This window comes from Blautia sp. AF19-13LB, from assembly GCF_003479105.1.
Lineage (GTDB): Bacteria > Bacillota > Clostridia > Lachnospirales > Lachnospiraceae > Fusicatenibacter > Fusicatenibacter saccharivorans.
Genome location: NZ_QUGO01000036.1, coordinates 218 through 13,037, shown reverse-complemented (window position 1 = coordinate 13,037; position 12,820 = coordinate 218). Strand labels below are relative to the sequence as shown.

The 12,820-nt window shown below is 42.5% G+C and carries 18 protein-coding genes and 1 pseudogene; 6 read left to right on the top strand and 13 right to left on the bottom strand.

Going from position 1 to position 12,820, the window contains the following annotated elements:
• Positions 1 to 280: 280 nt before the first annotated feature.
• The 10 genes from DWX32_RS18650 to DWX32_RS18610 form a co-directional block, all read right to left on the bottom strand.
• Positions 281 to 538 carry a helix-turn-helix domain-containing protein gene (locus tag DWX32_RS18650; protein ID WP_009905237.1) on the bottom strand — a complete coding sequence of 86 codons (258 nt, stop codon included), beginning with the start codon at positions 536 to 538 and terminating at the stop codon, positions 281 to 283.
• Positions 519 to 959 carry an RNA polymerase sigma factor gene (locus tag DWX32_RS18645; protein WP_018112814.1) on the bottom strand — a complete coding sequence of 147 codons (441 nt, stop codon included), beginning with the start codon at positions 957 to 959 and terminating at the stop codon, positions 519 to 521. Before DWX32_RS18645 ends, DWX32_RS18650 begins: the two co-directional genes overlap by 20 nt.
• 542 nt (positions 960 to 1,501) lie before the next feature.
• Entirely contained in the window at positions 1,502 to 1,759 is a 258-nt protein-coding gene (locus DWX32_RS18640; protein WP_022621582.1) for a hypothetical protein, read from the bottom strand.
• Between the two features lie 58 nt (positions 1,760 to 1,817).
• Positions 1,818 to 1,994: a hypothetical protein gene (locus DWX32_RS19950; RefSeq protein WP_166460160.1), complete on the bottom strand. Its 177-nt coding sequence runs from the start codon at positions 1,992 to 1,994 to the stop codon at positions 1,818 to 1,820.
• 61 nt (positions 1,995 to 2,055) lie between these two features.
• Complete coding sequence (locus DWX32_RS18635; protein ID WP_016728876.1) at positions 2,056 to 2,829, bottom strand: ABC transporter permease; 774 nt, start codon at positions 2,827 to 2,829, stop codon at positions 2,056 to 2,058.
• Positions 2,830 to 2,834: 5 nt separating this feature from the next.
• A complete protein-coding gene (locus tag DWX32_RS18630) occupies positions 2,835 to 3,644 on the bottom strand; it encodes an ABC transporter permease (protein WP_069432110.1) in 810 nt (269 codons plus the stop codon).
• A complete protein-coding gene (locus tag DWX32_RS18625) occupies positions 3,637 to 4,563 on the bottom strand; it encodes an ABC transporter ATP-binding protein (protein WP_016728878.1) in 927 nt (308 codons plus the stop codon). The genes DWX32_RS18630 and DWX32_RS18625 overlap by 8 nt, the downstream gene beginning before the upstream one ends.
• A 136-nt stretch (positions 4,564 to 4,699) precedes the next feature.
• Positions 4,700 to 5,617 carry a sensor histidine kinase gene (locus DWX32_RS18620; protein ID WP_069432109.1) on the bottom strand — a complete coding sequence of 306 codons (918 nt, stop codon included), beginning with the start codon at positions 5,615 to 5,617 and terminating at the stop codon, positions 4,700 to 4,702.
• Between the two features lie 6 nt (positions 5,618 to 5,623).
• Positions 5,624 to 6,316 (bottom strand): response regulator transcription factor, encoded by a 693-nt coding sequence (locus DWX32_RS18615; protein WP_021360404.1) that lies wholly within the window; start codon positions 6,314 to 6,316, stop codon positions 5,624 to 5,626.
• Entirely contained in the window at positions 6,309 to 6,497 is a 189-nt protein-coding gene (locus DWX32_RS18610) for a helix-turn-helix domain-containing protein (protein ID WP_009905249.1), read from the bottom strand. Before DWX32_RS18610 ends, DWX32_RS18615 begins: the two co-directional genes overlap by 8 nt.
• A gap of 161 nt (positions 6,498 to 6,658) precedes the next feature.
• On the opposite strand from DWX32_RS18610, the gene DWX32_RS18605 reads away from it, so the two are divergent.
• From DWX32_RS18605 to DWX32_RS18580, 6 genes and pseudogenes are all read left to right on the top strand, one after another.
• Entirely contained in the window at positions 6,659 to 7,012 is a 354-nt protein-coding gene (locus tag DWX32_RS18605) for a helix-turn-helix domain-containing protein (protein ID WP_016728880.1), read from the top strand.
• Positions 7,013 to 7,260: 248 nt separating this feature from the next.
• Positions 7,261 to 7,590 (top strand): plasmid mobilization protein, encoded by a 330-nt coding sequence (locus tag DWX32_RS18600; RefSeq protein ID WP_009905253.1) that lies wholly within the window; start codon positions 7,261 to 7,263, stop codon positions 7,588 to 7,590.
• The gene (locus DWX32_RS18595; protein ID WP_069432108.1) at positions 7,551 to 8,900 is read left to right on the top strand and encodes a relaxase/mobilization nuclease domain-containing protein; all 1,350 of its coding nucleotides are present in this window, start codon (positions 7,551 to 7,553) and stop codon (positions 8,898 to 8,900) included. The genes DWX32_RS18600 and DWX32_RS18595 overlap by 40 nt, the downstream gene beginning before the upstream one ends.
• Before the next feature lie 92 nt (positions 8,901 to 8,992).
• Positions 8,993 to 9,223 carry a helix-turn-helix domain-containing protein gene (locus DWX32_RS18590; RefSeq protein WP_011861102.1) on the top strand — a complete coding sequence of 77 codons (231 nt, stop codon included), beginning with the start codon at positions 8,993 to 8,995 and terminating at the stop codon, positions 9,221 to 9,223.
• A gap of 4 nt (positions 9,224 to 9,227) precedes the next feature.
• Positions 9,228 to 9,614 (top strand): annotated as a pseudogene (locus DWX32_RS20320) (DUF6050 family protein).
• Positions 9,607 to 10,026 carry a nuclear transport factor 2 family protein gene (locus DWX32_RS18580; RefSeq protein WP_011861104.1) on the top strand — a complete coding sequence of 140 codons (420 nt, stop codon included), beginning with the start codon at positions 9,607 to 9,609 and terminating at the stop codon, positions 10,024 to 10,026. The pseudogene DWX32_RS20320 and the gene DWX32_RS18580 overlap by 8 nt, the downstream one beginning before the upstream one ends.
• A 177-nt stretch (positions 10,027 to 10,203) precedes the next feature.
• Here the strand turns inward: DWX32_RS18580 and DWX32_RS18575 are convergent, their stop codons facing one another.
• The 3 genes from DWX32_RS18575 to DWX32_RS20315 all read right to left on the bottom strand — a co-directional run.
• A complete protein-coding gene (locus tag DWX32_RS18575) occupies positions 10,204 to 10,569 on the bottom strand; it encodes a cysteine-rich VLP domain-containing protein (RefSeq protein WP_069432107.1) in 366 nt (121 codons plus the stop codon).
• Positions 10,566 to 10,778 carry a transposon-transfer assisting family protein gene (locus DWX32_RS18570; RefSeq protein WP_436970290.1) on the bottom strand — a complete coding sequence of 71 codons (213 nt, stop codon included), beginning with the start codon at positions 10,776 to 10,778 and terminating at the stop codon, positions 10,566 to 10,568. The genes DWX32_RS18575 and DWX32_RS18570 overlap by 4 nt, the downstream gene beginning before the upstream one ends.
• On the bottom strand, positions 10,775 to 12,820 hold a 2,046-nt coding region (locus tag DWX32_RS20315), incomplete at its 5' end, for a YodL domain-containing protein (RefSeq protein WP_243037634.1). The genes DWX32_RS18570 and DWX32_RS20315, both read right to left, overlap by 4 nt.

The following is a 12,820-nucleotide window of genomic DNA, read 5'->3' as shown; positions in this document are numbered from 1 at the left end:
ACGCTCGGACTATGGCTGTAAGGAAGTATCATTATGTATTCTGTGCGTTATCGCCCGCAGGCTGCTATCCCTGCTTTACGGTGTGGTATTTCTCGCTCGCTTTTCTGTTAAGAGAAAGGTCATGGCGTACCCGCCGCATGGCTCGGCACAAAAGGAACGTATCCGATTTGCCTTATGCTGCGTCGCCGTTCTATTGCGCCGCTTTCTTTATCAAAGAGCAGGGGGCTGTCTTGCGGTATGGAACGGAAAAGGGGAAAGAAGCGTTCCAATATCGCGTAGGTTATTCAGCCCGAAAAGTGAGGATAGCCCTCATCAGTCTTGCTTGCAGCCGTTCCCGAATATCCTCGTCAACGCCATAATAGACATTGCCGCGCTCGTCGTAGAGCTTCCGCATGGAAAGACTTGCTATGTAGCCGCTGAAATGCTGCAAGACCATTTTCATAGCGTCCGGGTCGCCTTTGCTCGCCGCCAAAATAACGGGATAGGGAACAAGGGCATTTTCCGGGTAGTCGTTTTGATTACCATTCGTTCCATTCATCAGCGTGTTCCTCCAAATATTTCTTTAACAGTTCAAAAGAGCTTGTCCGTCTGTACTGTATCGTGCTGCGCGACGTATTGAACATTTTTCCGATTTCCACGTCAGTCATGCCCTCGAAATAGTACAGAAGTATAGCAGTTCTCTTTTCTTCCGGCAGGGTGCGTATTGCTTCAAGCAATAACTTCGGGGTTATTTCTTTTCCTGCCATTTGATAAGTCGGCTCGGCTGTTTCAGCTTGAAAATATTTATCCGTAGTGTAAAGCTGCCGTTCCTCATGCAAGGCAAGGTCACAAAAAGAAACTTCCCGTTTCCTGCGTCGCCGGATTTCATCATGGGCGTTACAGGCTTCGTTGTGTAGCACCCGTTTACAGAAACTTTGAAAGACACATTGCTTCTGAAATTCTCTGCGATTAGGTTCCATGTAATCACCTCCTTTCTGCCGAAAGGCGGTAGTACCTCCCCTTTTCGCGGGATAATACAGACGACTTTTTTAAACGCCGGACGAAAGCGAAAATTTCTTTGAAAAATCTTCTGTAAAATGCAAAATGCGCCCATCTGCAAGGCGCAGACCGACGCATAGGAAATAACAGCAGTATTTAATTGATTTGATAGTTCATCTGTATAGTCGGACTTGTCCGGTGGGGGAGCTATACTTTTTTTAATGAATGTAACCTATGTATGCTGTATAGCAACAAAGAAATCCCCATAGCGGCAGCCCTCCTAAATGCCGCTAATTTATGTTAGCAGTAGACAAAAAGAAGCGGCGGCTCTAAAAATTAAAGCCACCGCTTCAAATGCGCGTGAAAATATGTCTGCGCTACGACGGCTTTTTTTCTTTTGCTGTCGTAGCGTAGAATTAGGAAGTGTGCATAAAAGACACTATTTTTTCAGTAGTGAGGAATCCAAATTACCAAAACTTGTTACTCCACACCGAATAAAACCTACCATATCAAGCTATTTGAATCAGAGTTCAATTCTTGCTTTTGATGGTTTATCTTCACAATAGATAACTTTAATCGTTGTTCCCTTGTCAGGAATTTTGTTTCCTGCGCCAATCCATTTTTGGCAGGTGTAATCTTTGACGCCTATCGTGTATTTGACCTTGATAATATGTGGAAAAGCTGCACCATCCATAGCATGGGTACGGACAGGTTTACGATTTACTTTTAACCACCATTGTTTTGTAACTGAAATTACAGTTCCTGTTGTTTCCTTTTCCATAAGTTATACCTCCGATGTTAATTTAGAATGAGTAATTTTCTATTTAGATAGCTACATATTAAAGCAAACTGCCCTTTAATCCTTTTTTGAAAACCAATACAGCCCTTTCGGTTCCCCAAAATGACATTGTGACAAGGCGATAGCTTTCCTTTTCCATTTCCTCTATTTTGGCATTGATTTTCACTGTCGCATTTTCAATAGTAATTTCTTCTAATAATTCTGTCCTATACATCATATCTTTACCTCCATAATTATTAAATAGATGATACATATTTTCGGTTCAATCTTTTTGGTATTTACCAACCTTTTTTTCTAACTGCTTTTTTCTTCTTACCAACAGTCAATGTACCGGGTTCTTTCTTTTTATTTGCAAGAATAATCATAGAAATCAAGAAAGTCAAAACTATTGTAATGAAAGCGGGGAAAATGTGATAAGTATAACCATATTCCGCACCACAAGTAGGGTCTACTAAAATCATGCTTGCTTTAATCGGATAATAATTTAACAGTGTTCCTTCAAAAGTTCCAAAATATCCATACACAAAAGCTAGTGCAACTCCACCCAAAAAATTATTTGCCGAACAACAGAATATCAGAATAATCGGCAAGACTGAAATATAAATTCCTATATTCGCCCCAGTAACACGAATAAACATATTGAGTAGATTGCCAAAATGAACTCCCGGAAATCCGACAATAATATTGATTACTAATGCTATCACACAACCTATAAGACTAAAGCTGATTGTCAACAGCAATAGAATAAGTAATTTTCCAGAAAGTAACTGTTTATATGGAATAGGAATTGTTAATATATTCTTCATAGTATCGTCTGTATATTCCCTTGTTATGATATAACCTGCAATCAGTGCAATAATAATCGGAAAAAATAAGGTACAATTACTAATCATAACCTGTTGCATAAAATAGTCAAACGTCCATGTCGGTCCACCGTTGGCTGTGGAATAAAACAGTGACAGCAACGGAGAAAGTGTTGTCATAATAATTCCGGCTTTTATTACAGAATATCGTTTTAATTTTAAAAATTCAGTTTTTATTATATTTCTCATATCTTTTACCTCGTCCATTTTTTATAAAAGCGAATTATCAGCCACAAAGAAAGTACAACTGTAATTGCCATAATAAAAATTGTATGGAAAGTAGTTGGTACAATCGCATAGGCTTCCGGCAAAAGATTATCTTTTTGCAAATTATCCATCATTAAGCCGCTTGTCCAGTTCATAACACATATAACCGGAAAAGAATTTAAGAAAGCAATTTTGGCAGCACTTATAGATGTCCCAATCGTTCCCAGTATGCCCCAGTTAAAAATGGAATAAAAAAAAGCAAGCAGGATAGAAAGTAAAAAACTTTTGTTAAAGTAAATAATTAAAAATACAATCGGTAAAGAAGCTGCTACGATAAGAACTCCAAAAATAAGGCTCATAAATATCTTATAAGTCATACCGTAAACCATTCCTACATGAAACAATTTACAAAACAACGCAACAGACAATGTGCTTATCAGACAAAATGCAACGCTGAAAATAAAGAGCATAGAAATTTTTGCCATAATGAGTTGTGTATTTGTAACTGGAATTGTTCTAAGGTTTTTGGAAGTATCACAATCTCTTTCTATAAAAAACAAAATAGCGGCAATGATACCAATTAGACATGGAAGCAAAAAAACTAAACCATATCCCAACATCATTGTATAGACATAATCAAATCGGGTTTGAAGATAGTGTTCTGTTGTATCTGCACCAGTTCCCGCCTTTGCCATATATGCCAAAATCAACGGAAAAAATAACGACAATGACATCAGTGCATACAACAGTCTTTTTCGCTTTAATTTCCAAAATTCGCACTTAATCAGTTTAAGCAATTCCTTCGCCTCCTGTCACACGCTTGAAGTAATCTTCAAGACTTTCTTCACAAGTATGGGCTTCTGATACCTCCAATCCATTTTCTACAAAAGCAGTCACGATTTTTCCTACGGACAAATCAAGATTATGCAAGCGTAAATTGTGGTCGTCCTGTATAGAGAAATGACTCTCATGGAAAGTACGCTCTAAAATTCTTGCTGCCTGTGCGGTATCAGAAAGAGTAAATCGGATATGTTTGCTGCTTTTTTGTTCCAGTTCCGCAAGACTTTCTTCTTCCAATAGTGCGCCATGGTCGATAATTCCAATATCATCTGCTAGCAAAGAAATCTCCGAAAGGATATGACTGGAAATTAAAATTGTTTTTCCCTTTGTATCGCAAAGCTCGCGAATAAAAGAACGTACTTCTGCAATTCCAATCGGGTCAAGCCCATTGATAGGTTCATCTAAAATCAGAAGTTCAGGGTCGTGCATAACTGCAAGTGCAATCGCAAGCCGTTGTTTCATACCAAGAGAATACTGGGAAAACAGTTTTTTGTCTTTATAAGGCAATCCTACCAAATCCAATGTGTTTTTAATTGAATGACGGTTGGGTATGCCCCGTAAGGTAGCAAAAATTTGTAAGTTTTCCGTAGCAGTCAAATTAGGGTAAAAACCGGGTGACTCAATCAGACTACCGATACGGGGCAACAATTTCTTTTCATTCCCCTGCAAAGACTTTCCCCATATTTTAACTTCGCCGGAAGTTGGCTTTGTCAATCCAAGTAGCATTTTCATAGTGGTCGTTTTTCCGGCTCCGTTTCTTCCAAGCAGTCCGTAAATTCTCCCTTTCTGCACATGAATATTTAAGTCAGCGACACTCTTTTGTGAGCCGTACTGTTTGGTAAGATTTTTTGTTTCAATGATATAATTTTTGTCCATATTCAAACCTCCTGTTCTGTAAACTATTCTATCATACCAACCTTGCATTAACCTTGCCGCAACCTTGCATTAACCTTGCAATTTGAAATATTGTCCCAAAAATAATTAAGGCTCCCGTCAAAAGAACGGGAGAACCTTAATTTGCTAAGGGAAAAAGCAAAGTAAATTCCGTTCCTGTTCCCTGTGTGCTATTTGCTGTTATTGTGCCGTTCATTTTTTCTACAAGTTGGTGTGCGATAGAAAGCCCAAGACCGCTGCCTTTTTCAGACCGTCCCTTATCGCATTTATAGAGCCGTTCAAAAATATGCTTCAAATCTTCTTTTTCAATCCCTATTCCATTATCTGCTAATCGGATTTGCATATTTTTTTCCTGCTTTGATAGGATTATTTCTATTTTATCCGCATGACTGTGAGAAATTACATTCTGAATAAGATTGTTCAATATCCGCATATAGCCGTCCGTATCAAGTTTTACCCGGAAAGGCTGTTCGGGAATATCAATATTGTAATCTATCTGCTTATCTTCAAATATGGGTATCCAGTCAATCAAGATATTTCGTGTCAGCTCCGCAGCTTCAACAATATTTATATCCATAGCAAACTCATTAGAATTTAATTTGAACCAGTCAAAAAGAACATCAATATATTCTTTCAAATCGTGAGCTTTGCGGCGGGCTGTTTCGATATAGTCGTCCCTGTCTTTTCCTGTAACAATTCCTTTATGTGCAGCGTCAAGATACCCAATAAGCGTTGTAAGCGGTGTCCGAACATCATGGGAAAGACTTGTCATAAGCTGTCGGTTTGTTTCTTCTGTCTGCCGGACAGTAGAAAGCCTGCTCTCATAAGACACAACAATCTCATTTATTTCATAGGCAAGAGGGGCTACCAGTTCATTTGTTGCAGATAAAATACGTCTGTTTCCATTTCCGTTTTTTACATCAATCAATGCGTCTGTTATCTCGGCTATCTGTTTTTTAACACGTCGAATAGCAAAGCAGGAAACAAGAATAGAGAAAAGTGCAATTATTATGGATAGAAAAATGACTGCTTCCATAGAAAATCAAACCTCCTTGTTAAAACGATAACCGATACCTTTAATCGTTTGAATATATTTTGGACTTCCGGGATTTACCTCTAATTTCTTGCGAAGTCGGCTGATAATCGCCATAATGTTGCTGTCATCATAGAAATATTCCTCTCTCCACACTTCTTCATAAATCTGTTGCTTTGTCAGAATTTTCCCTTGATTTTTCGCGCAGTATAAGAGTAAGTCAAATTCTTTTGGAGGCAATTCAAAAGTTCCATTTTCCGTAGTAACAGAACGATTTTCAATATCAATTTTCAACCCGTCAAATTCAAGTTGCTGTGATATTCCGTCCTGTTGATTGAAACGGGTATAACGGCGTATAAGGGAAACGATACGGGCTATCAGTTCGTCCATGTCAAAAGGTTTTGTCAAATAATCATCAGCTCCTGCCCTTAAACCGCGTACTTTAGAAGCACTGTCATTTTTTGATGTAAACATCAAAATCGGCAGGCTGCTTTCTTTTCTAATTTCTTCCAATGTTTCAAATCCGTCCATACCAGGCATCATAACGTCCAGTATCACAAGTTGATATTCTCTCTCTTTTAATTTTTGTAATCCCTCTTTTCCCGTATTACAAAAATCAGCTTCTATATCTTCTGATAGCACGCTGCGTTTAATCAGCGCACAAAGTTCCTTATCATCATCTATAATCAAAACTTTATTCATGGTATAGCTCCTTTCCTTGTTTGGTTCTACCGTCAATCGGTTTTTCCGCGTCTTTTGGTATCAACCACATATACCCAAGTTTTGAAACACCCTGTATGCGTTTCTCCCTGCAAAGTATCTGTACCCGCCTTTCAGAAATTCCCCACTTCTTTGCTGCTTCGGGGCAAGACATATATTCCATAACAACACCCGTCCTTTCTGAAAATCTTATCATAATAATTATAGTCGGACACACGAACAATAGCAAGTATATAAATATGAATTATTATGGCTATTTAGTGGAACTGTATAGACATATCCAAAGAGAAAGGGGAACAGTAAAATGTAACTGGGTGAATAAATATGGCAAAAAGACCGGTAGAAAAATATGACTTCAAGGCATTTGGAGAAGCTATAAAAGCTGCGCGGACGGGGCGCAAAGAAAGCCGCAAACAGGTAAGTGATGAAATGTATATTTCTCCTCGCTATCTTGCAAATATCGAAAACAAAGGACAGCACCCCAGTCTGCAAATCTTTTTTGAGCTTATGCTTCGTTACAATATATCCGTAGACCAGTTTCTTTTAGATACGCCCACCCAAAAAGATACAAAGCGGCGGCAGCTCGACGCTCTCCTTGATGATATGAGCGATAATGGCATACGGATTGTAACGGCAACTGCAAAAGAAATTTCAGAAGTCGAAAAAGAGGACAAATAAATGTGTCCGGCAAATTGAATATGATTTAGGAAGCGTTGTAATCTTTACAGATTGCAGCGTTTTTCTTTTGCTCTTTTTTGGCATATAGAGCATTGCGTTGTAGTAACCAGTGAGGAAAAAACTTTCGTAGCAAGCATAGGAAAAGAGTACCCTTTTCCGTATTTTCTCCCTCCCGTCCTGCGGTGCGTCGGTTGAAAATTGCTTGTTGGGAAGTGTCCCAAACCCTCGGAACGGAAAGGAGTGATTGCATGAATGGACGCAAAAGAAAAGTACAAATCAAATTCTATGTAACAGAGGAAGAACGGGCATTGATTGAGCAGAAAATGAAGCTCGTCCCCACCCGGAACATGGCGGCGTATCTTCGCAAGATTGCCATTGACGGGTATATCATTCAGACAGACCATAGCGACATAAAAGCCATGACAGCGGAGATACAGAAAATCGGGGTCAATATCAATCAGATTGCAAAGCGTGTCAACGCGACAGGCAGCGTCTACCAAGAGGACATAGAGGAAATAAAGGGGGTGCTTGCGGAGATATGGCGGTTACAAAGATTAAGCCTATTAAAAGCACGTTGAGCAAAGCCCTTGACTATATCCAAAACCCGGATAAAACAGACGGGAAAACGCTTGTGTCCTCCTTTGGGTGCAGCTATGAAACGGCAGATATTGAGTTTGGATTTACGCTTGCACAAGCCATAGAGAAAGGGAACAATCTCGCCCACCATTTGATACAGTCCTTTGAGCCGGGGGAAGTGGATTATGAGAAAGCCCACGAAATCGGGAAACAGCTTGCCGACGCGGTAACAAAGGGACAGCATGAATACGTCTTAACTACCCACATAGACAAAGGGCATATCCATAACCATATCATTTTTTGTGCGGTCAATTTTGTTGACTACCACAAATACAATTCCAATAAACGCAGCTACTATGGCATACGGAACATGAGCGATAAGCTGTGCCGGGAAAACGGGCTGTCCGTTGTCGTTCCGGGTAAGGGCAGCAAGGGAAAAAGCTATGCAGAATATCAAGCGGAAAAGGTCGGTGCAAGTTGGAAAGGCAAGCTGAAAATTACCGTTGATACGCTTATCCCCCAAGTGGCAAGTTTTGAAGAATTGTTGCAGCGGTTACAGGCAGCGGGCTATGAGATAAAGCCGGGAAAATATATCTCCTGCCGCGCTCCGGGACAGGAACGGTTTACCCGCTTAAAAACCCTCGGTGCAGATTATACAGAGGAAGCAATCAAAGAACGGATAGAGGGCAAGCGCACAAAGGCGGCGAAAGCTCCCAAAGAGCAGCGCGGCGTATCGCTGCTTATTGACATTGAAAACAGTATCAAGGCAGCGCAGAGCCGGGGCTATGAACAGTGGGCGAAAATCCATAATCTGAAACTGGCTGCAAAGACTATGAATTTCTTGACAGAACATAAGATTGAGCAGTACGCAGATTTAGTCAGCCGGATTGAGGAAGTAAATGCGGAAAATGAAAAGACAGCAGACGCATTAAAGAGCGTGGAGAAACGTCTTGCAAACATGGCGGTGCTGATGAAGCACGTTACCACCTACCAAAAGACAAAACCTGTCTATGAAGCATACCGCAGGGCAAAGGATAAGGACGCATACCGGGCAAAGCAGGAAAGCAGTCTGATACTCCATGAAGCAGCGGCAAAGGCACTAAAAACGGCGGGCGTTTCCAAGCTCCCGAATGTCGCCGCGCTACAAGTAGACTATGAAAAGCTCCGGGAACAGAAAGAAGCCCTTTACGCGGACTATGGCAAACTGAAAAAACAGGTCAAAGAGTACGACGTTATCAAACAGAACATAGACAGCATTTTACGGCAGCCAAGAGAGCCGGAACGGGAAAAAGGGAAAGAACGCGGGGAGTAGTTTTGTTCATACTTGTGTGATATAATAGTTCCTATCAAAGACAGTAGCCACATACTAAAGTGATACATTTTCAGCAAAGGAAGTGTCAGAAAATGGAACAGGAAATGCCGGACTATGAAACGATATGCGCTGCCGTTGTGGGCGAAAAATGGGCGTTGGAAAAGGTGCTTGATTGTTACGGCGACGAAATCAACCGCCTTGCAATGGTAAAAAAGTGTCAGCCGGACGGGACTATCAAAGAGGAAATCGACGAAGATTTACGGCAAACACTCATAATGAAACTGTTAGAAGCTATCCCACAATTTCCAATGGAAAAGGAGTGATACCATGACACGCGGAGAAATTTGGAAAGACTTTTTCAAGAGAAACGTTTTGCCCGCCGTTATTGCATTGTTTTTATTCTTCATGTTCAAGAACATCTTTACAGAGGACGGGTAGACCAATTACTTTTATGTATGGCTGTGCTGCGGTATCCCCTTTGGCATTCGCCGTATGTTCGTATGGCTTGTACCGCATGGATATGACATAGCTGGAACGGTGGGTATCGTTGCCATTAACTTCATTTTGGACGGCATTATCGGCGGGGGCATTTTAATATGGCGGCTTGTCGTTGCTACGTGGTATATCCCCCTTACGATATACCGTTTACTTACCGCAGATAAGAGTGCAACCCCTCAAATCAATATAGAGAAAGGATTTAAAAGTTATGAATGAAAGAGAAAGAATTATTCATTTATGGTTTGATATGTGGCTAAAACAACAAGATTTAGGGATTGATAGTATTTTTACAGAAGATGTGATTTACACTGAAAGTTGGAGTCCTAAGTATGAAAGTCGAAAAACAGTAAAACATTGGTTTGATGAATGGAATACTCGTGGAAAAGTCTTAGTGTGGGATATTAAACAATTTTTTCATAAGGAAAATCAAACTATTGTAGAATGGTATTTCAAAAACAAAATGAATAATGGTAATATTGAAGAATTTGACGGAATTTCTTTAATAGTATGGACGGAAAATAACAAAATAATGGAGTTGAAAGAATTTGGTTGTAATCTCAATACCTATAATCCATACGCCCAAAATGATATGCCACAATTCAGAGATGAAAAAACAAAGTGGTTTTGAAGTTTTAAAAGCCGGGACGCAGACAGTCGGTAAAGACTATCCGCGCCCCGGCTTTCTTATGGGTACAGCGATAAAATGTTACGCAGTAGAACGCCATTTTTGAGGGAAAAGGTATAAAACCCTTGCCGCGTCATTTTCACACCCGGAAAGCCCTGTAAATCAAGGCTTTTTTTGCCCCTACTGCGTAACAAGGGCGCGTCGTTTCCTCATGCGTTCCGCTGCCTGTCTGCGGGTAATACGCTTCCGGCAGTCCGGGCAGTATTTGACGCTGTTAGAGGTGGACGCAAAAGAAGCTCCGCACTCGGTACAACGCTTTTTATCCTCGGTCTTGAAAAGCTCTGCATACAGCAGCTTATCAAAGGGAAGTACGGCGGTCTGAAACCATTTGCATAGAAGAGAATAGGAAATAAGCTGCGGGCAGACACATTCCTCCCCGTCGTCCAGTAAAATACAGTGTCCGTTATCGCAGTTGCAGCACTCCTTTTTTACAAGGCTGTTGACTTTCCGGCTTTGGGGCGGCGTAAGCCGCTTTAGCCCGGTCATACCTCATCAGCGGCGAAAATGGCAAGCTCCGTATACTCATTTTCTGTCAGAGGTGCAATTTTCGCAAGGGTGCGCTTCGCCAGTTCCCGCATATCCTCGTCCATAAACGGCAGCGCAGCGTTGATGTTCTCCATAAGCCCGCGCTTACCGCCCTCATTGTAAATGCTCAACAGGTTTGTTTCTTCAACGGTCAGTCTAATCATGCTCATACCTCCAATTCGTGATTTTTTGATTTTGCCGCTTTTTTCTGTGCGGTTTTTTCTTTGTCTGCTCTAAGCTGCGCCCGGATAGAGGGCTTCTTTTCCGTTTTTGCTGCCTTGCCGCGTTCCTTGTCAGCCTTGACAGCTTCCGCAAGGTCAACAAGGGAAATGGTTTCTCCTGCCTTTACCTTTGCTTCCAGTTCTGCGGTAGTCGGGGTGTTGTTTATCTGCCCGTCAATCATGTTGTAGTTTTGCTCTGTGGTCTGCTCGGCAGCTTTCAGATAGTTCTCTGGCTGAACGGGAACAGCAAAAGCCCTAGTGCCGTTCCCCATAATCAGATATTTTCCGTCGTCGGACTGGTGGTGCAATCCATATCCGGCAGCTTCCATTTGCTCGCGGCTCATGGCGGTTACATAGAAAGTCCCTCTCGGTGTTTTGATTGTTTCGCCCGTTTCCAAGTCGGCGGGAATGAGGGCATTTTCCTGCTCCTTGAAAAACTCCGGCACTTCCTTATAACCGAAGCTGTCTACATAGTGGGCGGTGTCCTGCCCGTTCTGATGAAGCACCACCACGTCGGAAACGGAAAGGCTGTGTCCCTTAAAATCTTTCGGGTGGTCGATATTAAAGCGGGTGTAAATATCTTCAAGGGAAGTCCCCGGCGTAAGCTCTGCGGAATAGACAAGTGTATAGTTTTTCGCGTCTACCCGGTGTCCTGTGGCAGTCAGACGGTCGTAAGGTTCAAAGCGCAAATCTCTTGTTTCGTCCCCGCCTTTTATCTGATAAATGGAAAAGGTGTCTTTGTCCTGTGGGGCTTCCTGTTCCGGCTGCTCCTGTGCATCTACCTTTTGCGCCCGGATATGCGCCCGTTGTAACTCGGTAGGCTTTTCCCCCGTAAGGGGTACAATCGCCTTGACATAATCAGCCGCATAATAGGCGTTACTGGTAAGCTGCCGCTGCCATGCCCCTGCTTTGGGCGACCAACGGAAGCCATTACTTTTTAGGGCTTCCCGCGTGGCTTCGTCCGGCTTATCCTCAAAGAAGATTTGCAGGCGGTTTGCTTCGGTGTTTGCTTCCACCTTGCCGCCGTCAAATTTCCAACCCACAAAACCGATTTCTTTTTGCTGTGAAAGAGATTTGATACGGTCTTTCACGCGCCGGATTTCTGCACTGTTGTTGGATAACGCCCAAGTCGCAAATGGCTTGTCCTCCAAATGCCAACTGCTCGCCATGTCTGCTTTCAGTTTTTCCAGTTCCTCCGGCGGTAAATGCGGGCAGCCGTCAAGGGTCTTATGCTTGCGGTAATAGGCGTTTACGGCTTTCATGGTTTCCTGCGATTTTTCAAGGCTTTCCAGTTTCTTTTCTAACTTCTGTACTGCCTGCGGGTCGTCTGCGCTGATACCGCCCATGCCGGTGCTGCGGATTTTATCAAGAAGTCCTTGTATGTCCTGCCATTCCCGGTAATTGCTGTCGCGGGCTGCGTTCTGCTTTTCTTTCTTCCTTGTGGGGAAGTTAGAGCCGCCCGCAATCAGGATAGAGGGAACACGCGCGTCAATCTCATAGCCTTTATTCATGTTCGCCGCCAGTTTCCGGGCATAGGTGTCAAGCAGGCTGTCGATTTTCTCATGGTACATCGGGTCTACCCGCTGTTTTTGCCTTTCTGCGATTTGTACGGCTTCATCTACATAATGCCTGTATTCAGCCGTCGCGCTGCCTTGCTTATAATCGGAAAAGCTGTTCATATCCTTTGCACGTTTGGCGGCAGCTTCATTGATAGGATAATAAGGGGCGGCGGGTGCAGCCTGTTCCGGCTGTGTTTCTTTTTCCTGTACCGGGGCTGTTTCTTCGGGAAGCTCCGGCGTGGCGGCTTCTGCTTCGGGCTGTTTGGTAGCTTCCTGTGCGGGCTGCGCCTGTTCGGTGGTCTGTTCCTTATCCTGTGCCTTTTGGATTGCTGCAAAATGTCCGTCTATGGTATCAATCAGATTTGCGGCGGTGCTGCGGATTGTTTCAAGAGAGCCTTTCAGTTCTGCAAGTTCTTTTCCGCTGCTCCACCC

Bases quoted from the DNA above. Each gene is read 5' to 3' on its own strand.
- DWX32_RS18625 (WP_016728878.1), bottom strand. From the start codon at position 4,563: ATGGACAAAAATTATATCATTGAAACAAAAAATCTTACCAAACAGTAC.
- DWX32_RS18620 (WP_069432109.1), bottom strand. From the start codon at position 5,617: ATGGAAGCAGTCATTTTTCTATCCATAATAATTGCACTTTTCTCTATT.
- DWX32_RS18575 (WP_069432107.1), bottom strand. From the start codon at position 10,569: ATGACCGGGCTAAAGCGGCTTACGCCGCCCCAAAGCCGGAAAGTCAAC.
- DWX32_RS19950 (WP_166460160.1), bottom strand. From the start codon at position 1,994: ATGATGTATAGGACAGAATTATTAGAAGAAATTACTATTGAAAATGCG.
- DWX32_RS18570 (WP_436970290.1), bottom strand. From the start codon at position 10,778: ATGAGCATGATTAGACTGACCGTTGAAGAAACAAACCTGTTGAGCATT.
- DWX32_RS18635 (WP_016728876.1), bottom strand. From the start codon at position 2,829: ATGAGAAATATAATAAAAACTGAATTTTTAAAATTAAAACGATATTCT.
- DWX32_RS18595 (WP_069432108.1), top strand. From the start codon at position 7,551: ATGGCGGTTACAAAGATTAAGCCTATTAAAAGCACGTTGAGCAAAGCC.
- DWX32_RS18605 (WP_016728880.1), top strand. From the start codon at position 6,659: ATGGCAAAAAGACCGGTAGAAAAATATGACTTCAAGGCATTTGGAGAA.
- DWX32_RS18615 (WP_021360404.1), bottom strand. From the start codon at position 6,316: ATGAATAAAGTTTTGATTATAGATGATGATAAGGAACTTTGTGCGCTG.
- DWX32_RS18600 (WP_009905253.1), top strand. From the start codon at position 7,261: ATGAATGGACGCAAAAGAAAAGTACAAATCAAATTCTATGTAACAGAG.
- DWX32_RS18610 (WP_009905249.1), bottom strand. From the start codon at position 6,497: ATGGAATATATGTCTTGCCCCGAAGCAGCAAAGAAGTGGGGAATTTCT.
- DWX32_RS18590 (WP_011861102.1), top strand. From the start codon at position 8,993: ATGGAACAGGAAATGCCGGACTATGAAACGATATGCGCTGCCGTTGTG.
- DWX32_RS18645 (WP_018112814.1), bottom strand. From the start codon at position 959: ATGGAACCTAATCGCAGAGAATTTCAGAAGCAATGTGTCTTTCAAAGT.
- DWX32_RS18650 (WP_009905237.1), bottom strand. From the start codon at position 538: ATGAATGGAACGAATGGTAATCAAAACGACTACCCGGAAAATGCCCTT.
- DWX32_RS18580 (WP_011861104.1), top strand. From the start codon at position 9,607: ATGAATGAAAGAGAAAGAATTATTCATTTATGGTTTGATATGTGGCTA.
- DWX32_RS18640 (WP_022621582.1), bottom strand. From the start codon at position 1,759: ATGGAAAAGGAAACAACAGGAACTGTAATTTCAGTTACAAAACAATGG.